19 protein-coding genes are annotated in these 21,168 nt (G+C 44.3%); 12 read left to right on the plus strand and 7 right to left on the minus strand.

What is annotated here, in order from left to right; all coding sequences use genetic code 11:
* The first annotated feature begins 117 nt into the window (after positions 1-117).
* The 4 genes from QUB37_RS24850 to QUB37_RS24865 are packed head-to-tail and all read left to right on the plus strand — an operon-like array spanning position 118 to position 5,354.
* Positions 118-279 (plus strand): hypothetical protein, encoded by a 162-nt coding sequence (locus tag QUB37_RS24850; protein ID WP_445300058.1) that lies wholly within the window; start codon positions 118-120, stop codon positions 277-279.
* A gap of 13 nt (positions 280-292) precedes the next feature.
* The gene (locus QUB37_RS24855; protein WP_333089358.1) at positions 293-877 is read left to right on the plus strand and encodes a DUF4194 domain-containing protein; all 585 of its coding nucleotides are present in this window, start codon (positions 293-295) and stop codon (positions 875-877) included.
* On the plus strand, positions 870-4,193 hold the full coding sequence (locus tag QUB37_RS24860) for an SbcC/MukB-like Walker B domain-containing protein (protein ID WP_333167245.1): 3,324 nt from the start codon (positions 870-872) through the stop codon (positions 4,191-4,193). Before QUB37_RS24855 ends, QUB37_RS24860 begins: the two co-directional genes overlap by 8 nt.
* Positions 4,194-4,205: 12 nt before the next feature.
* Positions 4,206-5,354, plus strand: a complete 1,149-nt coding sequence (locus QUB37_RS24865) for a Wadjet anti-phage system protein JetD domain-containing protein (RefSeq protein ID WP_333167247.1) — start codon at positions 4,206-4,208, stop codon at positions 5,352-5,354.
* 118 nt (positions 5,355-5,472) lie between these two features.
* Here the strand turns inward: QUB37_RS24865 and QUB37_RS24870 are convergent, their stop codons facing one another.
* The 3 genes from QUB37_RS24870 to QUB37_RS24880 all read right to left on the minus strand — a co-directional run bounded on the left by QUB37_RS24870 (position 5,473) and on the right by QUB37_RS24880 (position 7,952).
* Positions 5,473-6,582: a class I SAM-dependent methyltransferase gene (locus tag QUB37_RS24870; protein WP_333167249.1), complete on the minus strand. Its 1,110-nt coding sequence runs from the start codon at positions 6,580-6,582 to the stop codon at positions 5,473-5,475.
* Positions 6,575-7,246, minus strand: a complete 672-nt coding sequence (gene purN, locus QUB37_RS24875; protein ID WP_333167251.1) for a phosphoribosylglycinamide formyltransferase — start codon at positions 7,244-7,246, stop codon at positions 6,575-6,577. Before purN ends, QUB37_RS24870 begins: the two co-directional genes overlap by 8 nt.
* A gap of 130 nt (positions 7,247-7,376) precedes the next feature.
* A complete protein-coding gene (locus QUB37_RS24880) occupies positions 7,377-7,952 on the minus strand; it encodes a GNAT family protein (protein WP_333167253.1) in 576 nt (191 codons plus the stop codon).
* A gap of 59 nt (positions 7,953-8,011) precedes the next feature.
* On the opposite strand from QUB37_RS24880, the gene QUB37_RS24885 reads away from it, so the two are divergent.
* Entirely contained in the window at positions 8,012-8,902 is an 891-nt protein-coding gene (locus QUB37_RS24885; RefSeq protein WP_333167255.1) for a sugar ABC transporter permease, read from the plus strand.
* 273 nt (positions 8,903-9,175) lie between these two features.
* Here the strand turns inward: QUB37_RS24885 and QUB37_RS24890 are convergent, their stop codons facing one another.
* Positions 9,176-9,769 carry a DJ-1/PfpI family protein gene (locus QUB37_RS24890; protein ID WP_333167258.1) on the minus strand — a complete coding sequence of 198 codons (594 nt, stop codon included), beginning with the start codon at positions 9,767-9,769 and terminating at the stop codon, positions 9,176-9,178.
* A gap of 78 nt (positions 9,770-9,847) precedes the next feature.
* Here QUB37_RS24890 and QUB37_RS24895 point away from each other — a divergent pair, with 78 nt between their 5' ends.
* Complete coding sequence (locus tag QUB37_RS24895; RefSeq protein ID WP_333167260.1) at positions 9,848-10,213, plus strand: hypothetical protein; 366 nt, start codon at positions 9,848-9,850, stop codon at positions 10,211-10,213.
* Between the two features lie 281 nt (positions 10,214-10,494).
* Here the strand turns inward: QUB37_RS24895 and QUB37_RS24900 are convergent, their stop codons facing one another.
* Both QUB37_RS24900 and lipA read right to left on the minus strand, forming a co-directional pair.
* On the minus strand, positions 10,495-10,641 hold the full coding sequence (locus tag QUB37_RS24900) for a photosystem I protein PsaX (protein WP_333107338.1): 147 nt from the start codon (positions 10,639-10,641) through the stop codon (positions 10,495-10,497).
* 126 nt (positions 10,642-10,767) lie between these two features.
* Positions 10,768-11,724 (minus strand): lipoyl synthase, encoded by a 957-nt coding sequence (lipA, locus tag QUB37_RS24905; protein ID WP_333167262.1) that lies wholly within the window; start codon positions 11,722-11,724, stop codon positions 10,768-10,770.
* Between the two features lie 198 nt (positions 11,725-11,922).
* Between lipA and QUB37_RS24910 the strand changes: the two genes are divergently transcribed.
* The gene (locus QUB37_RS24910) at positions 11,923-12,474 is read left to right on the plus strand and encodes a response regulator (RefSeq protein WP_333167264.1); all 552 of its coding nucleotides are present in this window, start codon (positions 11,923-11,925) and stop codon (positions 12,472-12,474) included.
* A 286-nt stretch (positions 12,475-12,760) separates the two neighbouring features.
* On the plus strand, positions 12,761-13,852 hold the full coding sequence (locus QUB37_RS24915) for a PfkB family carbohydrate kinase (RefSeq protein ID WP_333167266.1): 1,092 nt from the start codon (positions 12,761-12,763) through the stop codon (positions 13,850-13,852).
* Positions 13,853-13,931: 79 nt separating this feature from the next.
* Here the strand turns inward: QUB37_RS24915 and QUB37_RS24920 are convergent, their stop codons facing one another.
* Entirely contained in the window at positions 13,932-15,686 is a 1,755-nt protein-coding gene (locus QUB37_RS24920; RefSeq protein ID WP_333167268.1) for a CapA family protein, read from the minus strand.
* Between the two features lie 906 nt (positions 15,687-16,592).
* Between QUB37_RS24920 and QUB37_RS24925 the strand changes: the two genes are divergently transcribed.
* The 4 genes from QUB37_RS24925 to QUB37_RS24940 all read left to right on the plus strand — a co-directional run bounded on the left by QUB37_RS24925 (position 16,593) and on the right by QUB37_RS24940 (position 21,022).
* Positions 16,593-17,783, plus strand: coding sequence for a HEAT repeat domain-containing protein (locus QUB37_RS24925; RefSeq protein ID WP_333167270.1), 1,191 nt, complete (start codon positions 16,593-16,595; stop codon positions 17,781-17,783).
* Between the two features lie 107 nt (positions 17,784-17,890).
* The gene (locus QUB37_RS24930) at positions 17,891-18,967 is read left to right on the plus strand and encodes a glycosyltransferase family 4 protein (RefSeq protein WP_333167272.1); all 1,077 of its coding nucleotides are present in this window, start codon (positions 17,891-17,893) and stop codon (positions 18,965-18,967) included.
* A gap of 44 nt (positions 18,968-19,011) precedes the next feature.
* The gene (gene map, locus QUB37_RS24935) at positions 19,012-19,773 is read left to right on the plus strand and encodes a type I methionyl aminopeptidase (protein ID WP_190659689.1); all 762 of its coding nucleotides are present in this window, start codon (positions 19,012-19,014) and stop codon (positions 19,771-19,773) included.
* A gap of 319 nt (positions 19,774-20,092) precedes the next feature.
* Positions 20,093-21,022, plus strand: coding sequence for an LD-carboxypeptidase (locus QUB37_RS24940; protein ID WP_333167274.1), 930 nt, complete (start codon positions 20,093-20,095; stop codon positions 21,020-21,022).
* Positions 21,023-21,168: the final 146 nt, after the last annotated feature.

Below are 21,168 nucleotides of genomic sequence, written 5' to 3' on the forward strand. Positions count from 1 at the left end.
TTAATTGGGTCAACAGGTAAAAGATGAGTAAAATTACTCATTGACAATAGTGCTTTTAGCTTAACTTGTGAGTAATGACATCAGGTAACGCTAGCTGAAATAATTGAGAGGTATCCGGTGGAAAACGGTTTACCTGAAGTTATTGCTTATTTGGCGATCGCTTCGGGCGATCGAAAACACGCGATCGATGACTCCGCGAGCGATCGCATAGACATCGCCAGTTACAATAAGGAAAACCTCATGCACCTGACACTGCCGCAAGTTATTTTTAAAAGATAAGCACAGCAAATTTATGATAGAAAACGACCTTATAGCACCCTACGCACCAGCAATCATCAAATTACTACAAGGTATTCTGTATGAGGATGACAGTGATTGGGGTCTGCTATTGAACAACGAACGAAACGTCAAAGAATACTTCGGGAAAATTGGCGTGACAGTTTATTTAGATGAAAAAGAAGGGTATGCTTATTTACAGCAGCCCGATCGCGAGGATGACGACGAGCAAGCAAAAACACTTCCCAGGCTGGTTAGGAGAGTTGCCCTGAGTTGGGAAGTTACGATACTATGTGTTTTATTGCGCGAGGAATTGCTAGAATTTGAGGCCAGCACCTCTAATTCCACTCGCTGCATTCTGTCTAAATATAAAATTCACGATTTAATGCGTCCGTTTTTTCAAGAGCAAACTAATGACGTACAGCTTGTGAAAAAATTTGACAGTACGATCGATCGAGCCGTCAAGTTGCACTTTTTAAAAGAGTTAAAGGGTACAGAAGGCGAATATGAGGTTCGCCGCATCCTCAAAGCTAAAATTCCCGCTGACAAATTGAAGGAAATCAAAGAAGAGTTAAAAGCACATGGCAAATCTAATGCTTGAATTTGAACCAGACAATTCCAAAGCTGGATACCGCTTGCATCGGCTTGAAGTATTAAACTGGGGAACTTTTAGTCAGGGTACGATCGCCCCATGCGGTTACACTTCCTTGCTCACGGGGGCTAATGGTTCGGGTAAATCGACGTTGGTTGATGCACTGCTGACATTGCTGGTGCCCAGTAGAAAGCGGAATTATAACTTGGCTTCAGGTTCGGAAAAGCGAAAGCGAGAGCGAGATGAAAAGACCTATGTACTCGGAGCTTACAGCACAATTAAAAGTGAAGATGACCACAAATCTAAACCGAAGTACCTGCGTACCAAAGATGATTATTCAGTTTTACTCGCTTATTTCTATAACAAAGGATGCGAACAGAAAGTCACCTTGGCTCAGGTTTTGTGTGTAAAAGAGAAAGTTGAAAAGTTGTTTGTGGTTGCTGCTGGTAAACTCAGCATCGCCGAACACTTCAATAATTTTGAAAACTTCCCAGAATTAAAAAAGCAATTAGCCTCTTTATTGCAACCAAAGATAGAAATATTTGACACATTTGTTGACTACAGCAAACACTTTCGCAAAACCTTTGGTGTGGAATCTGAAAAAGCTTTCGATTTATTCAATCAGACAGTCAGCATCAAAGAAATTGGAGAATTAAATGAGTTTGTGCGCGGTCATATGCTGGACAAAATTAATCTTGAGGAGGAAATACAAAAGCTAACTAAATATTATGAAGATTTAACTTGTTCCCATGAAGCAATGCAGAAAGCAAAGAAACAGATAGAGATTTTAAGACCGCTAATTGCTGATTCTGACAACTACGAAAATGTCAAGCGGAATCTGGATCAAGTGAAGGAAGTATTACGAGTTGTTCCTGCCTATTTTGCTCAGCGTAAAATAGGTTTGTTGCAAACAGTAATTGTAGACAAACAACAGGAACATACTCAAGCAAACCAGGATTTAGTAGAAATAAATGGGGCTTTAAAACGCTTGCGACAGCAAGAGCTAAATTTAAAATTAGACATTGAAAATGACGATAAAGGACGGCAAATAAAAGATTTAGAACAGGCAATTAAGACTTTAGAGGAACGGATCTATAATTATAAAATAGCAGCCAAAAAATATAATAAAATTGCTGAAGGTATAGGATTTCCAGTTTACAGTGACCAGAACACATTTAATAGTTCTGCAATCCGAGGGAGTGAAAATCAAGAACTTGTTGTTATTCAACTGGGAGAATTAACAAACCAACGCGATGAGCAAAAAAATTGTTGGCAGCAACTTCAAAAAATTTACACTGAGTTAAACGAAGAACTGCAATCTTTAAAGCAGCGGAGAAATCAGATTCCTGGTATAAATTTCAAACTCAGAAAAGAGATACTAAAAGCTTTAGAAATTGCTGAGGCGGAAATTCCTTTTGTCGGCGAACTGCTGAAGGTAAAGGATGGAGAAGGCGAGTGGGAAGGGGCGATCGAAAAACTGCTGCACAACTTGGGACTGCGACTTCTAGTTACTGAAAGGCATTACCATAAATTCACTCAATATGTCGATCGAACTAATCTGCGGGGCCGCGTGGTTTATGAGAAAGTTTGCACTAAAAATGTAGCTCAGGAAACTAGAAATTTAGCTCAGAATTCATTGTTTTATAAATTAGAGATTAAACCCGCTCCTGAATATAGTCCTTGGCTGAGTAATGAATTATTAAACAAATTTGGTAGCTGCATCTGTTGTGAAGATTTAGATAGGTTCGAGCGGGAGAATTATGCTATTACAAAAAATGGTTTGATGAAAAAGGGGAATAGACATGAAAAAGACGATCGCCATCGAATCAACGACAAAAGTCAATATATTTTGGGATGGGACAATTCTGAGAAAATCAAGGATTGTGAAGCTAAACTGAATGAGCGTAAAGCAGAGATTGATATAGTAGAAAAAGCGATCAAGGAGATTGAAACAGCACAAGAAGAGTGCGACCATCAAAAGAAGCTGCTAGAAAAGTTATTGGAATTCAATGATTTTTCTGCGATCGACTGGAAACCGGAGGCTAGCAAGAAGCAAAAGCTAGTAGAGCAAAAGCAGGAGTTAGAGGAAAGTTGCGATCGCCTAAATGACTTGAAAAGAACACTAGCTGCTGTCAGCGCTGACATTCAGAAAAAGGAAGCAGATAAAACTGGCGCTGACAAAAAAATTGCTAATCTCGATCGCGATATCGACGCTTACCAACAACAGAGGGATGAATGCGACAGGCGATCGACATCATGCACATCCGAAAAGATTCAGACTTATACTCCTAAAATTGAAGAGAGTCTCAAAAATCAAAGTCTGACCCTCGCTAACATCCATCCTTCGGAATCTGAAGTAAATGAGTCTTACCAGAGTCACATAAACGACGCAAATAGCAAGTTAACTTCTTTGGAAAGAAGCATTGACAAACAGATGGATAGTTACAAGCGAGAGTATCCCGAAGAAACTGCCAATGTTGACGCATCATTAGAAGCGATTCCTGAGTTCAAAAAGATGCTACAAAGGATAGAAATAGATGGTTTACCCGCACAGGAACAAAAGTTTAAAGAACTGCTAGATCGGAAAATTAGTGACGCTATTTCTAATTTTAAAGAGGCGTTAGAAGACTGGGAAAGTGAAATTAAACAAAAAATTTACGAGATAAATCAATCCTTAAAAGTGATTGAGTATACAGACTCGACTTATATACAAGTCCAATCGGAAATTAACCGAGACACCCAAATTAAGGAATTTAAAAATCAATTGAAGGCGTTGTGCTATCGTGATGTAGGCGTTGAGCAAACTTCTGAAGCTGACGAAGCTAGCTTTAAAAAAATTAAAGAGCTGATCGATCGCCTCAAGTCAGATGAGCCGTGGAGAGCAAGAGTCACCGATGTGCGTAATTGGCTTAATTTCTCAGTCAGCGTCAGAAATAAAGATGACCACACTCAGAAGGAATATTACTCCGATTCCTCTGGAAAATCGGGCGGGCAAAAGGCTAAATTAGCCTACACCATCCTAGCGTCAGCTATTGCCCATCAATTCGGATTAGTACAAGATAAAACAAAATCTGAGTCCTTTCGTCTGGTGGTCATTGATGAAGCTTTTAGCAAGTTAGATGAAGAAAATGCAAAGTATGCAATGGAGTTATTTAAACAATTAAATCTTCAGCTTCTGGTAGTTACGCCCAAAGACAAAATCTACGTTGTTGAGGATTATGTAGGCTCTGCTTACTATGTTGAAAACAGCCGTGAAGAGAACGACTCCAAGGTTTATAATATATCCCTAGAAAAGCGGCGTCTAAAACAAATGGCTTCAAATTAACTGTGTCTGTTTATGATTACACCCGACGAAATCAGAAAGAAAGCCGATCGACTATATATTCCCTTCCTGCAATCCTTGCTCCAGGCAGAACCTTTTTTCCCGCGAGATTTTACGGCAGGTCGCACAATTCCCGACGACTTCCAGAAGCTAAGAGATGCTGTTGAGCAACTTAAGAAAGGCTCAAAACATTGCGTTGGGTACGGGTATCAAGTTGAGTCGATACGGCGGAAAACTCGCTTTGATATGCAGTCGTTACCATCCAGAATTATATTTGAAACCGAGACAGATTATCTCAAATTCCTGAATAAGGAATCCGAAGTGGCGGATTTTAAAAAAGCTGTAGCAAGGATGAGAAATGAATTCCCTGAATTGAATATCTGGCTCAGTCAAAATCCTAAAAAAGTAATCAAGCACTTAGGAAAATGGGATAATTTATTGCGCGTATGCCTGTATTTCCAAAACAATCCCAAACCCCACCTTTATCTTCGCGAACTACCGATAAATGTTCACACTAAGTTCATCGAACAAAATCAAGGTATTCTAAATGAATTGCTGTCAGCTATCCTGCCAGATGATGCTATTAATCAAGAAGAAAATGATTTTGAAAAGCGATTTGGTTTGCGATATGCTGAGCCATCGGTAACTATCAGAGCTTTGGATCAAAACCTACAGATGAAGTATGGCATTAGCACCTCGGAGATGAGCATACTCATTTCGGATTTTGAACGTCGCAATCTTCAAGGATACCGCTTTATTATTACTGAGAATCTGATGAATTTTCGCACATTACCTGATTTAAGCAACAGCTTTGCGCTGTGGGGAGAGGGGTTTAAGGTAGCTATTTTAAAAGATGTTGAGTGGCTAATGCATTGCCAAATAATTTACTGGGGCGATTTGGATGCACAAGGGTTCCAGATTCTTGCGAAGTTAAGGTCTTATTTTTATCAAACAATTTCTGTTATGATGGATCGAGAAACTTTCGATACATTTCAGGAATCTGCTGTGCCGGGAACATTGTGCAAGGTTGCTAACTTATCTTACCTTACACCGGAGGAGCAGGATTTATTTGCTGATTTATCCAAGCAAACAATTCGTTTAGAACAGGAAAAAATACCGAAGGATTTTGTAATTTGCCGGTTGAATAATTTGACCGCTCGGTAATATCGTTTCCGGTGGCATCGGAATCATATATTTGGATGAAATCGCGTGAGCCCCGCTCGCATTACATAATTCCGATGCTACCGGAGATGATATAAGCCCACATAAAAGAAACAGCTCTTTACAAGCGTTTAACAAGTATCCACCGCAACTCTAACGGCGGTGTTTCTTGCACCGAAAATAAATCGCGCCCGCTAGCCCAACTGACAAACCAAGGTGTCGGCGGCCACGCCGACTCAGGCAAATGTTTTTGTTCGTATTCAATCACAGATTCATCAGAAATAATTTCTAACGGCAAACCCTCTATTGCTGCTTGCAATTCTTCTCTGGTAATCAGATAAGACCAACACAATTCAGACATTTGTTTTGCCATCTCGTCGGGTTCGTACCCATCTACAGCTAAGAAAGCACTGAATAATATAAACCCGCCACTTAAAACAGCATCGGACATTTTGCCGAGGAACAGGCGGATTTGTTCGGGGTAGCGGAAATGAGAGAGAACTTCAGTAGCAATGGCTAATTTGTACCGATAAGTTTTCATCCTCAATAATGGGTCTAAAACGTCGCCTTGGGTGACATTTATCGGTAAGTTTTCGGCGGTTGCTGCTGCTAATAGTTTCTCGGCAAATATGGGTGTTAGTTCGATCGCATCCACGGAATGGCCTAACCTTGCTAAGGGCAAACTATTGCGCCCTGGGCCCGCACCCACATCTAAAATAGGTGTTTTTCCCGGTTCGCCTAATTCGGCCGCAATGGCGATGACTTTGGCATCGGGATGGCTGCCGAATAAAGGTTCCGGGCGAATATCCGGCCAGCTATGATATTTCTGGGCCATCGATTCGACTTGAATCTTGGTATTCAGAGTGATGCCGCCGGCTAAACCGGTTTGGGAATTGGCGGGAAAATATGAGACTATTAGATTAGCATGGGGGGAATTTTTGAATCCTTCTGCTAAGGCGTTGGCGATTAATGTTCGCAAGTTTTCGGCTTGGGCAGCGTCGATGTTTTGTCCAAGAATGTTTAAGAAGTCGGACAGCAATTTAAGATAGTCGTCTAGCATTGATGGCAAGCAAGGCAGATAGAATTCTCCCTTGATGCCGATGTTCTTTTTGAGCCTTTCTTTGAGAATTACTTTCAGGCGATTGGAGTCTATCAGCGGCGGGCCTGTTTCGGGTGATTCGCTGACTGGCAATTCGGGGATAGATGCGGCACTGGTAAGGTTTTTAGTCACAATCTTTTTGATTAGATTCAGCAATAAGTGCGATCGCACCGAGCATAATCTTGTGCTCTTGCACCTGAATTCTCGCGTGCAGCGTTTCTGCGGTATCATCAGGCAATACCGGCACGGCAGCCTGCATTAAAATCGGCCCGCTGTCTACTTCTAAACGGGCGATATGCACCGTACATCCGGTGATTTTAACCTTAGCGGCTAGTGCTTGCTCGACGGCGCGAATTCCTGGGAAACTCGGCAGTAAGCTGGGGTGAATGTTAATAACGCGATCGGGAAAAGCCTCAAACAAAACTGTGGTAACAATTCGCATCCAACCCGCCATCACGACCCATTCTACATCATATTGTTGAAAAGTTTTGACAATTTTTGTATCTAATTCTTCGCGGCTTTTGCAGTCGCGGTGATTGAGCAGAATCGAGGGAATGCCGTATTTTTCTGATCGGGCTGCTGCTTTGGCTTCGGGGTTGTTGTAAATTAATACTGGGATTTTAGCGTTGAGTTCTTTGTTTTGGATAGCTTGGGCAATTACCTCGAAGTTGCTGCCGCTTCCAGATGCTAAAACTCCTAATTTTAATGGAGGATGGGTCGGAGCGAGCGCACTTTTGCCAATCTCAGGAGAAATCAGGCAGGCATTGGAATTAACAGATACTGGATTAGCGGTCATAAAGATAAAAACTATTCACTCGTCTTCTACAATACAGGTAAAGGGTAAGGTGTGCTTCGGCGCACTCTACATGGAGATATTGCCTAAGTCCTAAGTATATTATTTTTTTCCCTGATCTACTGATTCACTCCTATTCTACAATATTCTCAAAAAACTCTTCCCTGATAATAGAATAAAGTTTTAAATCCCAATATCGGTCTTTCACAAATAGGTGCTGTCGCAATACCCCTTCCAATTGCATTCCCACTTTTTCCATCACCCGCGCGGAAGCAATATTGTTAACTTCACATCGAGCCATAATTCGATTCAGCGACATCTCCCGAAAGCCAAATTCAATAACTGCATTAACAGCCTCGCTCATGTATCCTTCTCCCCAATATCTCCTAGAGAGTGCGTAGCCAATTTCCGCGCGGCTGTGCGTCATGCTCCATTCCACAAATCCGCAAGTTCCGATAAACTTTTTCTCGGTTTTATGAACGATTCCCCAATCTACAAGCTCTCGTCTTTTGTACATTTTAGTAAGTGACCTGAGAAAGTATTTAGTGTCTTCGATCGAGGTGTGAGTTGACCACATTGTGTATTGTGATACTTCGGGATTTGAGGCATACTCAAACATATCGCTTGCATCGTCTAAAGTAATTTTTCTTAGCAGGAGCCTTTCAGTTTCTATAGTGGGTAAATTAGCTAATATATCGAGAAGGTTCATTGTGACAGTGACCTATATTGTGATACCATTTAAAACTAAAAGCTAAAATTTACAAGCCAATGGTTCGGATTAAATTTGGGCGTTTTAACTGGTTGGATAATGATGCGATCGCAGCTTGGACTTTCCTGGCCCCAGCTTTGCTGTTTCTGGGTACTTTTTTGATTTGGCCGATCGCCTATTTATTTTACCTCAGCTTTACCAGCGGCAGCTTTACCCAGTCGGGAGTGCGTTGGATTGGCTTCAACAACTACTGGCGTCTAGTCACAAACCCGGATTTCTGGCAAATTCTCCAAAATACGCTCTATTTTACTACTGCAACAGTCATTCCCAGTTTAGTGATTCCATTGGGCTTAGCAGTTTTGCTAAATCGCTCGTTTGCTTGGCGAGGAGCTCTCCGCACCGCTTATTTTATTCCTTCGATTACCTCTTTAGTTGCAGTAGGCTTGGGTTGGCGGTGGTTGTTTCAAACCGAAGGCCCGGTGAATAATGCGCTAATGGCGATCGGCTTAAATCCAATTCCTTGGCTTAGCAGCACAGTTTGGGCAATGCCTGTGATAATTCTGCTCAGTGTTTGGAAACAATTAGGCTTTAATATGGTAGTATTTTTAGCAGGATTGCAAGCAATTCCGGTAAATCGTTACGAAGCTGCAGAATTGGATGGAGCTAATGCTTGGCAGCAATTTTTGTACATCACTTTACCCGGTTTGCGGCCGACTTTAGTATTTGCTACTGTTACTACTGCTATTTTTACCCTGCGGAGTTTCGAGCAAGTTTATGTCATCACCGGCGGCGGCCCTTTGAACTCTACTAATTTGCTAGTTTATTATATTTACGAGCAAGCTTTTTCGCAATTTGATTTTGGCTATGCAGCCGCAGCGGCAACTTTCCTGATGGCTATAGCTTTGCTATTAGTTTATTTACAACTAAAAGTTTGGGGCGAAGATGCTTGATTAGCTAGGGGTATGGACACGGCAATGCCCATTGGTGTTAAGTTAACGTCCAAATTTACCAGTCTTTTGTCCATCTAATAAGCCTCTCGATCCCCCCTAACCCCCCTTAAGAAGGGGGGAAAAAGAGCGTCAAAGTCCCCCTTCTTAAGGGGGATTTAGGGGGATCTAATTTCGGCTATAAACGAGAGATACAAAGGATTTGAAACTTAAATTGACACTAAGGGTTCATGCCGTGTCCGTACAAATAAAATGTGCAATTAACTAGATTCACCATTACCGATTCCCAATTTTATATTCCATGTGATTGGCTGTTTGTTCAGCTTGTGCTGTACCCAAAAGTTTGCCGACAACGTGCAAAGACATATCAATTCCCGCAGCAATTCCCCCAGAGGTGATGATTTTGCCATTATCTACAAATCGCTGATTTTCGATAATAGTTGTGTTGGGAGCTAATTCTCTCAATAAATCCAATACTTGATGGTGTGTAGTTGCTTCCAAACCTTCCAACAAGCCAGCTTTTGCCAAAAGCAGCGAACCCGTACAGACGGAAAGCACTAATTCTGCTGTTCGCGCACAATCTTTTATCCAATCAATAACTGCTGAATTATCGATTAACTTTCTAGTACCTTGGCCTCCCGGTACAATTAAAATATCCGGTGGCGGACAATCGGAAATGGTGCAGTCGGGATTTACACTCAAACCATTGCGGGCGTTGACAGCACCGGGATGTTCGGCTACGGTAGAGACTGCAAAAGGTCGATCGCCCTTACTTAATTCTGAGGCAACCGAAAACACTTCAAAAGGACCTGCAAAGTCCAGTACCTCCACATCATCGAACATTAAAATAGCTACGTTCCTAGTTGCCATAAGACCTACTTCTGATAGAGGCAAAAAATCTCGCCGATTTGTTATCGTAGAACAGGTATAATTTAAATTATTAAAGCTATGCCGAAAAATATTCGCCATCGCGCCGTAACAATCTGTCTTTTATGTCTGGCTTGCGCCTTAGCAATTGCTGTTGCGCCAATTGTCACGCCCGCTCAATCCACAAGTCAATTAGAGTTTCGCATTACTCAATTAGAAGGGCAAATTTCTGAACTCAGGGGACAATTCTACAGTTTGCAGAACCAAAGTTCTAGAGTTAACCGACCTCAGTCTCCTTCCCCTTCAGGTTCGGGTCGCACAAATCCTAGACCGCTGTCGGGAGACCCGATGTTTGACAATTTAGCAACTTTGGCAATTGAAAACAAGCAAGATATTATCAAAATTCAAGAGCGGTTGTCAAAGCTAGAAGCGTCGAGAAATCGCTAGAGAAGGAAGAAGGAAGAAGGAAGAAGGAAGAAGGAAGAAGGAAGAAGGCAGGGGCGACCCGGATACACGGATTAATTATTGAGCAAAAGTAGGGAGTCAGGAGTCATTAGTCATTAGCCAGAAGGAAGAGGGAAGAGGGAAGAGGGAAGAAGTCAGTAGTCATTAGTTAGAAGGATGAAGTCATATTCTCGCCAACTCAAAACTCTCCCCCTCTCCTTCTCTCCCACTCTCCGACGTTGAGGTCGAGAACAGTAGGGTCTGCTAAAAGTTAACTGGCAGAACTATTCAATGATATGGAAATAAAAGGCTGCAACCACAAAATTGATTGCTAACAGCAACAGAAACCAGCCTGCGCGAAAGGTGTAAGGGAATTTGCCCGTTTTCATCACGGACTCGGATTTTAATTGGTTCTTCGCTATCTCTGCCATAGGTAAAGCTCCTAATTCATAATGTCACTCTATTTACAAATAGCAGAGAGCGTCGCACTTATGCACAATCCTCTAGAGTTATTTTTTGTAACAAGGAGTTTATACCGCGTTGAATTCAAATTAGTTTCAATCGCTCTCTCCGGCGTGGTAGGAACTGCGGACGAGAGGCCCCGATCGCACGTGCTCAAACCCCATCTCCCGCGCGATCGACCCGAAACGGTCAAATTCGGTCGGCGTCCAGTATTTACGCACTGGGAGGTGCTCTAGAGATGGTCTCATGTATTGACCGAGGGTGAGCCGATCGCACTTGGCGTCCCGCAAATCAATCATCGCTTCGACTATCTCGGCTTCTGTTTCCCCGTGCCCCAACATCAAACCGGATTTTGTGGGAATAGTTGGGTCATATTGCTTAACAATACGCAGAACGTCGATCGAGCGATCGTACTTAGCCCCCCTCCGCACCGGCCCTTGCAAGCGACGCACCGTCTCAATATTGTGGTTGTAACAAGCCGGTTTAGCCTCCACCACCGTGCGAATTCGCTGTCGCTGCAACTCATCAAGGCAGGAATTCTCCCCCTCTGAATTCCTCCCCATTCCCCCCCAAAAATCCGGCGTCAGTACCTCAACTTCAGTATGCGGGTTGAGAATGCGGATTTGGGCGATCGTCCTGGCAAACCAACCCGCACCCCCATCCGGCAAATCATCCCTCGCCACCGAAGTCAGCACCGCATAGCGCAAACCCAACAACTGCACAGCCTCGGCCACCTTTTGCGGTTCCTCCGGGTCTAGGGGCATCGGAGAATGACCTTTATCTACTTGACAAAAAGCACAAGCGCGGGTGCAAGTCGGCCCCATCAACAAAAAAGTCGCCGTTTTTTGCGCGTAGCACTCGCCCCGGTTGGGACATCTCCCCTCCTCACAAATCGTGTGAATTTGCCGCTGTTTGATAATTTTTTGCACTTGGGAAAGTTCGCTAGCTTTGCCAACGGGCCTACGCAACCACTCCGGCATCGCCTCGATTTCACCCCGCATTTGGGCGGCAACTGCTTTGACAGTAGGAGTTTTAGGAGTTTGGGGCGACATAAAATTAAGTGGCGATTGAGTTAATTCCTTCGATCGTATCCGAAATCAAAGCCCCTGAACTTGTAGAAGTACCACCCGAAATCAGAATTGCGCCGAGGTGCAACAAAACTAAACTCGCCCAGAATTATGGGTAGAATTCTGTTAGGGATATACTGAAGGTTGCAAATCATCACTCATTCATTACTGAAGGAGTCAGTCGTGGCTGGTCAAAAAATCTTGGTAATCGATGACAGTAAAGTCATCCGCGTCCGAGTCCGAGAGATGTTGCCGCAGGGTAACTTTGAAGTTCTAGAAGCAAAAGACGGCGAAGAGGGACTCAAACTGATCCGTCAAGCCCGGCCAAATCTAATTATGTTAGATTTCCTACTGCCCAAAGTCAGCGGTTGGGAAGTGTATCAAAAAGTGCAAGCCCATCCTGAGCTTTCTAAGATACCTTTGGTGATCATGTCGGGCCGCGAAGAAGAGGTGATGGAAAAAATTCCGAAACCCTTTGAGAAGCATTTTTTTGCATTCATCGCCAAACCGTTTGAGAAGAAGCAGCTAACCGAGGCAATCAAATCGGCGATGGTACTGGCCAAAAAGAAACCAGTGCCGGAAGCCCCAGCCGCTGCGGCTGCAACCACCTCTGGAGCGGGCGCCGCCGAAATTCAGGCGATGACTCAGAAAATGGCGAAAATGCAAGCGGAAATTGATGCACTCAAAAAACAAATGAGTCAGGTGATTACGATCATCAAGCAGAAATTGAAATAATTCTGCTGTTTTTTGAAGGCACTTATGTAGAAGGAAACTTCCACACCGTGAAACTTTCAGTTGAATCTCAAGGGCTGCGATTTTATCTGCATCTTTTTGCCAAATTGTTTGAGCGAGTGCGCTCGCCAACAGCCTGCAACTGGTTTCTCAAAATCCCAGTGAGAAAATCAATTAAAAGTTAAAAATAAAACAAGGGAGGAAATTAATTATTAATTTATATTAGGATTTTTAATTCCCGCTCGTTCCACACTCAATTATCAACTCCTCAGTCTCATTTTTTTGGTTAATGACTAACGACTATTCCGATTTTTTGCCTCAACTGCGTGCCTCCACAGAGCAATTATTGAAAAGATTAGACTGCTTCGATCAAGCGCAGGTATTAGCGATCGGAGATTTGACCTTGGACGAGTTTCTTACCGGACAAGTAGAGCGAATTTCCCGCGAAGCACCTGTGTTGATTTTGCGCTACGAAAATACTCAGCAAGTACCAGGAGGTGGCGCAAATGCTGTCTATAATTTAGCCAAACTGGGAGGCAAAGTAAAAGTTGCTGGTTTGGTGGGAAAAGACGACCAGGGAAAGGCTTTGTGCGGTATTTTTGAGGCGGCGGGAATTGATACGGGTGGGATTTTAATCGATTCGCAGCGTCCAACTGTCACCAAAACTCGAATTTCCGGGCACGCGCGGCAGTCAGTGACTCAGCAGATTGTCCGAGTCGATCGCAAATCGGACGAGTTGCCGGATTTAGATTTGCAGTTGCAATTGGCAGACTACATCCGGCAGCAAATACCGACAGTAGATGCAGTGGTTTGTTCCGACTACGGCGACGGAGTTTGGACGAATTTGGCGATCGAATCGGCAGTGGTTCCCGGCAAAACAATTGTAGACGCTCAAATAAATTTGCAGCGATATTCGGGAGCAATGTTATTTACTCCGAACTTGCCAGAAGCCGAACAAGCCGTCGGATATGCTATCAAAAACCCTCAAACTTTAATGCAAGCAGGACGCGATTTATTGAACTTAACTCAAGCTCAAAAAATCCTGATTACTCGCGGCGAAGAAGGGATGACTTTGTTTGAAAGGGCCAACGGCGAAGAAATCAAAAATTCACCCCCTCCAACATCCATTTGTGAAAAGGGGGAATTTGCCCTTCAAAGTTGGGACATTCCCCCTTTTAACAAGACTGATGTATTCGACGTAACTGGTGCTGGAGATACAGTTGTAGCAGCAATGACTTTAGCTTTGTGCGTCGGTGCATCTGGTTGGGAAGCGGCAGTTTTGGGAAATTTGGCGGCTAGTATTGTCGTGCGTCAATTCGGTACGGCAACGACGACAGCAGACGAAATGAAAGAAGCTTTGAAAGAAATGAGCAGTCAGTAGGCAGTAGGTAGGGGTGGTGCCTGTGAGTGCCCGCTACCAACTGACTACTGACTAATGACTAATGACTAATGACTACTGACTACTTACTCTTTTTCAAAATTTGCCCCTTGTCATCAATTGTCAAACCGCTATTGGGAAAATCGCTCTTTGTCAAACGGTTAATCAACCCCACAGTCCTAAATTTGTTATCAACAGCCGGAATACCTCGCCCGTCAAGTTGGACGGGGATAATCTTACCAGAAACAAAATCCCCTTGCGGAGTCATTTTCACATCCAAAATTAGAGATTGACCGAGTGTTCCTGCTGAAGACAAAGTGCGATAACCCAAAAAATTTCCCAGGGAATAAGCAATCAATTTACCTTTATAAAGCTCCATAGCTCTGGTAACGTGCGGGCCATGACCCAGAATCAAATCGGCTCCCGCATCAATCATCGTCCGCGAAAACAAAACCATATTTCCCCGGTTTTCTCCGTAAAAGAATTCAGTTTTATTTCTCACATTCAGAGCTCCCGTTCCTTCAGCTCCAGCATGAACTGATATCACTACAATATCAGCGTTTTGCTTGGCTTTTTTGACAACTTCGGCTCCCGCTTTCAGTTCCAGCAAGGAATTGTGAACTTCGCCGTAGTTGCTGAAACCGATAAAGGCAAAATTGACGCCCTTGACATTTTGATACACAATTTGATCTCTTTTACCAACAGCCTTCATGCCATTGCTGTCGATGTTTTTAATTGTGTCATTAAATCCCTGCTCGTTAAAATCGTAAGAGTGATTGTTGGCAACATTCAAAATATCAAAACCAACATCTTTGAAAATTTTGGCATAACTCGGAGGCGTCCGAAAGGCAAACAGCATTCGTCCGCCGCCTGCTTTGGAACTGTAAGGATAATCGGTCATCGTGCTTTCAAAATTGCCAAACAGAATATCAGCTCCTTGGAGGTAGGGTTTTACCGACTCTAATAACATCTCTTTTTTTGCCGGCAGTTTGTTGTAGGGATAATTTGTGCCGGGGATCATGTCACCAACTGCTTTGATGCTGACAGTGGCGGGCAAAATGGCAGGTTTTTTGGCTGCAGGGGAGGGCGGTTTTGGAGGTGGAAGGGGTTTGGCAGAGGCTGCTGGTGCTGGTGTCGCTCTCACTTCTTGTACCGCAGGCTTTGACGTTAGAGGGTTATTAGTAGCGGTGGTTGAGGATTTGTAAAGTTGAGAAGCCAGAACAAAGCCGGATATCGGCACGAGAATTAGACTCGCAGCACCGACTGATACCCCTGATTTTTTAGTTTTAGTGCCTGCTAATTCTGGCTGCGGTGATGGCTTTTGCTGCCTTTGATTTGGGGATTTTCGAGTTGGGATTTTAAGGGGTTGGGGCGGAGATTTTTCTAATGTTTGAGTGGTCGCAGTTGTGACATTTTGAGTTTTTTCTAGCTTGGGCAAAGTCACAGGAATCGGAGAAGCGGCTACACTAGCTGCTACTGCTGCACTCGCAGCTACTGCTGCATTCACGGCAACTAATGCACTCACGGCTGCGGGAGTCGGGCGTTTTTTTAATTCTACCGTCTGGGTCCAAGCGGGCAATTGCTCGCCGCCGCGCCGCCCGTAAACTGTCACTGAGTAAAGGTTATTTGGTTGCAGCCGCTGCAACCCTTTGACTGCGACTCGGAGACAGGCTTCTTCTGCAGGCAAATGTTCTGCTTCCAGCAGCAGGTGCAGGGTGTCATTTTCCCGGCTGGCTTTAGCCGTGACGCCGAAGCTTTGGAGTGCTTGGCTGATCAGAAATGCGATCGCCCTGGCATCGCCTTCTTTTGCTAAATTTAAAATATCTTGTTGGCTCACAAATGCCTCTACTCTCACACTAGAAATTTAGCTCGATCTTATATCAAATTTGGCGGCACAGCATTAAATACCGATTGATTTAACTTAAGTAAGTGGGTACAAATAAACAGAACGTTGGCAGAGGGCGCCTGCGTGAAACGGTCTACTGGCTCTCACTATAGCTCCTAACTAAATCCGACCCTACTTTTACAAGATAGTATGATTTTTGGCGCTTGCTAACTGACTACAATATTTCCTAACGGTTATCTTAGTCGATCGCCCAAACACTTCTATCCGGCATAATTGTCCCCTTCAAATTAACATCGGTCAAATCAGCGCTCTCTTTCTTACAGCATTTTTGGTAAATAAAACTGGTTTATGAGCGTCGAGAGTGCATCCTGGAATGTACGGAAAATATGCGGTTTAGCAGCGAAGAATTAACGAAAAAACCGAGTTTCTCCTTACCAGTGCCAATCCCCCTGTCCCACTTGGGCCCAAATTCACACAAAAACGATCCACCCGCAGGCTCGGAAGCTTGTTAAACTTTTGGTCATGCCACGCTATTAGTAAGAAATCGACAGCTAGCCACGATCGTCTGCTAGCGCCCTCGCAGTGCTGTGCTGCGGGGCCTGCACTGCACACTGCACGTAGGTGAGATGAGCTGCAATCAACTTTCGGGATGCCACTGCTAAAGTCGTGGCCGCCGATGTAGTGGTTCGTTTTAAACTAATTATTTAAAGGAGTTGCACGTCAATGACACAATTGTGCTTATAAGATCTGGCTCAGTGCCCTCTCAAACCAGGGTTTTTAGCTAGTCTGGTGGTATTTGTAAGTTAGTTAAGCCCATAGCAGCTAGGATCGAGCTAACTCAAGGTTAAACTAAAGCTCGTCATGCGGCGTTGCCTCTCAAAACCTGGATTGAGTCTTATGGCGCATTACCGCTCCTCTGTATGTTTGTTCACCTGCATTGCCTGTCTGGGCGCTGCGTTCAGTCCAAGTGCCGACGAAGGACACCAGGTACTCAATGCCTCCTACCGGGCTGTTTCCGAAGAAATTGCTCAGGCGAACTCTCCCCCGGACGATCGCCAGGATTCCAAGCCTCCAAAACCGTCTCCAGCGCCCGATAAAAACAAATCTCAGCCGTCCAAAACATCCAAATCTAATTCTAAGATCCCGAAATCGGTATCCAATTTGATCGTCATTTTGTCTCGTCAGCGGGGGTTCTTAATGTTGGGTTTGGCAGCAGTTGTCGTTACGGCAGCGGCAGTATTTATCATGCTCAAATTAGTTAGCAGTGACGAGTCAAATTATCCTAAGCGAAGACGGGGAAGATTAGAGCGCCACAACCAAAAAAACTCTCAATTTACTAATCCCGACTCTCCTACAAACTCGCACGCAATTACACAGCAAGAGGGTTCTTTTGGGCGATCAAAACCGCTGTCAGCCTTTCCTTACCCTTTGGATTTGCCAAAAGACAACAGTCTCGAAAGCAGCGATCGACCTTTTAGCAAGGAATCCGGGGAACCAGAATCCGAGGATGCAGCAGTCGAGGGCGATCAAATTAATTCCGACACCTCGCCCTTGGAAACTCACAGCAATGGGTACAGCAGTACAGGTTTCAACATTCCCGAAACAACTAATCAAGGCGATTCCCTAGCGAAGAAGAAAGGTATTGCCCTTCCCGAAACGGATGGTAGACCTAAAGTTGATATTATTGAAGCACTGATTGAAGATTTGCAGCAGCTAAATCCCGCAAAGAGGGGCAAAGCAATTTGGGAACTAGGCCAGCGGGGAGATTCCAGAGCAGTTGAGCCGTTGCTCGATTTGCTACCAAATTCCGACTCGAAGCAGTACAGTTTAATTTTGGCAAGTCTCTCGGAAATTGGCATTCGCACGCTCAAACCCATGAATAATGCCTGGTCAATTTCCCTGCAAAATGAAAATCCCGAAGTGCGTAAAAATGCAATTCGGGACTTGACGCGGGTTTACGAATTGGTGAATCAAATCAGTTACTTGTTGCACCGTGCGACGGACGATCCCGATCCAGAAGTTCAGGAAACTGCTCGTTGGGCAATCAATCAGTTGAACCGCCTCCGTCCGCGTTCTGGGATGGATTAATAAATGTAGCAATTTTTAAATAATTTAAAAATAGAGATTTGAGATGGGATAATTTATAATTTAGATTATGTTAACATTAGTGAATGCTGACTAATGACTAAGGACTAATGACTAATAACCATTTAAAACTATTGTTCCTGTCAACTTCGGTAGGTCAACTAGGTTCGGGGTTGGGTGGCGGTGTCGAACTTACAGTCCTTAACATTGCTAAAGAATTGCAGAGTCGTGGTCATAAGATAGCAGTTGTAGCGCCCGTAGGTTCAGTCTTAGAATCAATTCCAGTAATCGAAATAACTGGTGATTTGCAAGTAACCGCCCAAACACAAGATTACAATGATCCTATTGTGATGCCCGCAGATTCGGTGCTGGCGAATATGTGGGAATATGCTCGCCAAGTTCAGGATGAATGGGATGTCATTGTTAATTTTGCCTACGATTGGCTGCCGTTTTATTTGACACCATTTTTTAGGACTCCGATCGCACATTTGATCAGCATGGGCTCCCTTTCCGCAGCCCTCGATCACATCGCCGGACAAACCGCCCTCAAGTTTCCTGGTACGATCGGAGTTCACACCGCTTCTCAAGCCAAAACATTCGCCTTTGCCGATGAATGTCAGTTGTTGGGAAATGGCATAGATTTATCCCTGTACAAATTTTGCGACAAACCGCAGTCTAAATTAGCTTGGCTAGGCCGCATCGCCCCGGAAAAAGGCGTAGAAGATGCAGTAGCAGCAGCGAAAATTACAGGCATTCCCCTGAAAATTATGGGCAAAATGCAAGATGAGGATTATTGGCAAAAAATTTGTGCTGATTACCCGGATGCTCCGGTAGAATATTTAGGGTTTCTGACAACAACTCAAATGCAAGAGCAAGTCCGAGAGTGTCAAGCATTGTTGATGACACCACGTTGGGTGGAAGCTTTCGGAAATGTCGCGATCGAGGCTTTAGCGTGCGGTGTGCCTGTGATTGCTTACGAGCGCGGGGGGCCGGCGGAAATTGTTAGAGACGGACTGACGGGCTTTTTAGTGGCTCCTGATAGTGTAAATGGGTTGGTAGGTGCGATCGCCCGCTTAGACCAAATTGACCGCAGCGCTTGCAGGCGACAAGCAGAGGTAGAATATTCTTTAGCAGCTTTGGGCGATCGTTGTGAACACTGGTTCAAATCTATTCTCAAATTGAGTTAAATAAACTCTTAAGCGACCAGAAAAAAAGGAAACAGAAAAAAACTATGGCAACCGAACGTTTAGTGCTTTTATCCAGTAGAGAAATCGAAAAAATGCGCCAAGCAGGCCGTTTAGCTGCCGAACTTCTGCTACATCTCGAACCAATGGTTAAACCGGGTGTCAGCACTTTAGAAATTAACGACGAAGCCGAACGCTGGACTTTGGCACATGGAGCCAAAAGCGCTCCGCTAGGCTATAAAGGATTTCCCAAATCTCTGTGTGCAAGCGTCAATGAAGTAGTCTGTCACGGCATCCCTAATGCGAAACAAATTCTTAAAGAAGGGGATATTATTAATATTGATGTAACGCCTTTAGTTGATGGTTATCATGGCGATACTTCCAAGACTTTTTTTGTCGGGAAACCTTCACCGGTAGCGAAAAAGTTAGTTGAAGTAACCGAGGAATGTTTAAGAAGAGGAATTGCGGAAGTCAAACCGGGTGCTCGTACCGGTGACATCGGTGCAGCGATTCAAGAATATGCTGAAGCACAGGGCTTTTCGGTAGTGCGAAATTTTGCGGGACACGGGATTCACCGAGTCTTTCACACTGAACCGGAAATTCTGCACTACGGCAAGCGGGGCACGGGAAAGAAGCTCAGACAAGGCATGGTTTTTACGATCGAGCCGATGATTAATGAGGGTACTTGGGAAGTGGAAATTCTCGCCGATGGTTGGACATCTATCACTAAGGATGGAAAGCTTTCGGCTCAATTCGAGCACACTCTGGCTGTGACTGATTCTGGGGTGGAAATTCTAACTTTGCCGTAGCAATCATTAACAAATAATCTCAAAAACTCACTCCTAAATCAATAATCAACCAGATCCGGTAGGGGCGGGTTTTACAGACAATATCTAACGATAATCAACAATCTAGATAAACCCGCCCCGCCACAACCGATAACCCAAATCAACCTGAAATTTGCATCGAATCCGAAAATGTAGGTTTGTATTTATGGGTGGGTGGGGGCGGGTTTTCGAGATAGTCTGTTTTAGTCATAAATTGTCTGTAAAACCCGCCCCTATAGAATTACGCTCGATTCACCAAACACGATATAACTAATAACTAATAACTAATAACTAATAACAAATGACTGACCTAAAATTTCTGCAACCAGGAGATTTGCTCAAAGTAATTGCCCCTAGTGGCACTTTGCGAGAATCAACCAACTTTGAAAAGGGTGTAGAAATTTGGAAATCTCGCGGCTATCGAGTTGAATTAACACTGGGTTTTGACGATCGCTGGGGCTATTTGGCAGGTTCCGATGAAAACCGCGTCCGACAGCTAGCAGAGGCCCTCAATGACCCGGATTGTCGCGGTATTCTGTGTGTTCGTGGCGGTTTCGGCAGCACTCGACTTTTGGAAAAAGGAAATGTGGGAAAGGCGGAAAATTCCCAATTTCCAACTCCCGATTCCCATTCGCCGAAATGGTTAATCGGCTTTTCAGATATTACTGCTTTGCTGTGGAATCAGGCTAAATTGGGTGTTTGGGGCGTTCACGGGCCGATGCTGACAACTTTGGCGGATGAACCGGATTGGTCTGTCGATCGACTTTTTGACTGCATAGAAGGTCGTCCCTTACAATCTTTGCAAGGGAAAGGATGGGGCAGCGGGAAAGCCACCGGGCGGCTGTTTCCGGCGAATCTGACGGTAGCTTCTCATTTGCTCGGAACCCCGTATCAACCGGATTTGACCGGGGTTATTCTCGCATTTGAGGATGTTTCCGAGGCTCCTTACAGGGTCGATCGAATGTTGACTTTGTGGCGGATGGCGGGGGCTTTCGCTGGGGTGCGGGGCATTGCTTTGGGGCGCTTCAGTCGCTGCGAGATTGAGCCGAGTATTCCCAGTTTTAGCATTGAAGAGGTTTTGCGCGATCGGCTGGGGGACTTGAATATTCCGATTGTCTCGGATTTGCCCTTCGGGCACGAGGGAGTTAACGCTGCTTTACCGATGGGAATTATGGCGAGTCTTGACGCTGAATCGGGGTTGCTGATTTGTGGCGATCGATCGCAACTTTAGATTAGGGATCAACGTCTATAACTTTAACATGAGATTTTGCACCAGCTAAATAGCCGGGTTGGGTGAGGTTGACACGGTTGGCAGAAATTACATTTAAAATGGATTGTGTATGCAAATGTCGGCACAAAAAAAGCAAAAAGATTTTA

The organism is Microcoleus sp. AT3-A2, from assembly GCF_036705685.1.
In the GTDB taxonomy this organism is placed as follows: domain Bacteria; phylum Cyanobacteriota; class Cyanobacteriia; order Cyanobacteriales; family Microcoleaceae; genus Microcoleus.

What these genes read in the sequence shown, in the direction of transcription:
- QUB37_RS24855 (WP_333089358.1), top strand. Translation starts at nt 293, where the DNA reads ATGATAGAAAACGACCTTATAGCACCCTACGCACCAGCAATCATCAAA.
- QUB37_RS24860 (WP_333167245.1), top strand. Translation starts at nt 870, where the DNA reads ATGCTTGAATTTGAACCAGACAATTCCAAAGCTGGATACCGCTTGCAT.
- QUB37_RS24865 (WP_333167247.1), top strand. Translation starts at nt 4,206, where the DNA reads ATGATTACACCCGACGAAATCAGAAAGAAAGCCGATCGACTATATATT.
- purN (WP_333167251.1), bottom strand. Translation starts at nt 7,246, where the DNA reads ATGACCGCTAATCCAGTATCTGTTAATTCCAATGCCTGCCTGATTTCT.
- QUB37_RS24880 (WP_333167253.1), bottom strand. Translation starts at nt 7,952, where the DNA reads ATGAACCTTCTCGATATATTAGCTAATTTACCCACTATAGAAACTGAA.
- QUB37_RS24885 (WP_333167255.1), top strand. Translation starts at nt 8,012, where the DNA reads ATGGTTCGGATTAAATTTGGGCGTTTTAACTGGTTGGATAATGATGCG.
- QUB37_RS24890 (WP_333167258.1), bottom strand. Translation starts at nt 9,769, where the DNA reads ATGGCAACTAGGAACGTAGCTATTTTAATGTTCGATGATGTGGAGGTA.
- QUB37_RS24895 (WP_333167260.1), top strand. Translation starts at nt 9,848, where the DNA reads ATGCCGAAAAATATTCGCCATCGCGCCGTAACAATCTGTCTTTTATGT.
- QUB37_RS24900 (WP_333107338.1), bottom strand. Translation starts at nt 10,641, where the DNA reads ATGGCAGAGATAGCGAAGAACCAATTAAAATCCGAGTCCGTGATGAAA.
- lipA (WP_333167262.1), bottom strand. Translation starts at nt 11,724, where the DNA reads ATGTCGCCCCAAACTCCTAAAACTCCTACTGTCAAAGCAGTTGCCGCC.
- QUB37_RS24915 (WP_333167266.1), top strand. Translation starts at nt 12,761, where the DNA reads ATGACTAACGACTATTCCGATTTTTTGCCTCAACTGCGTGCCTCCACA.
- QUB37_RS24925 (WP_333167270.1), top strand. Translation starts at nt 16,593, where the DNA reads ATGGCGCATTACCGCTCCTCTGTATGTTTGTTCACCTGCATTGCCTGT.
- QUB37_RS24930 (WP_333167272.1), top strand. Translation starts at nt 17,891, where the DNA reads ATGACTAATAACCATTTAAAACTATTGTTCCTGTCAACTTCGGTAGGT.
- map (WP_190659689.1), top strand. Translation starts at nt 19,012, where the DNA reads ATGGCAACCGAACGTTTAGTGCTTTTATCCAGTAGAGAAATCGAAAAA.
- QUB37_RS24940 (WP_333167274.1), top strand. Translation starts at nt 20,093, where the DNA reads ATGACTGACCTAAAATTTCTGCAACCAGGAGATTTGCTCAAAGTAATT.